Consider the following 211-nt stretch of genomic DNA (forward strand, 5'->3'; position numbering starts at 1 on the left):
TTGCCAAAGCTAATGAATCAACTTCTTTTAACCACTCAAATTCTGCTTTATATTTCGCGGGAGTTGGAGGCTTTTGTTTCTTTAGTTGCTCCTTATCATCTTTGTATTTTTTGTACGCTTCTTTTCGTTCAGATAACATTTTATTATACACGAAACGTACACAACCGAAGGTTTTACGCATAAGATATGCTTGTTCTTCTGTTGGATACAA

Annotated in this window: 1 protein-coding gene; it reads right to left on the reverse strand. The window is 34.6% G+C overall.

Annotated elements, in window-relative coordinates; translation table 11 throughout:
- A partial coding sequence (locus tag BAU23_RS24415; RefSeq protein WP_165615104.1) for a helix-turn-helix domain-containing protein occupies window positions 1-211 on the reverse strand: 211 nt, incomplete at both ends.

Origin of the sequence: Bacillus nitratireducens (assembly GCF_001884135.1) — a bacterium.
GTDB lineage: Bacteria > Bacillota > Bacilli > Bacillales > Bacillaceae_G > Bacillus_A > Bacillus_A nitratireducens.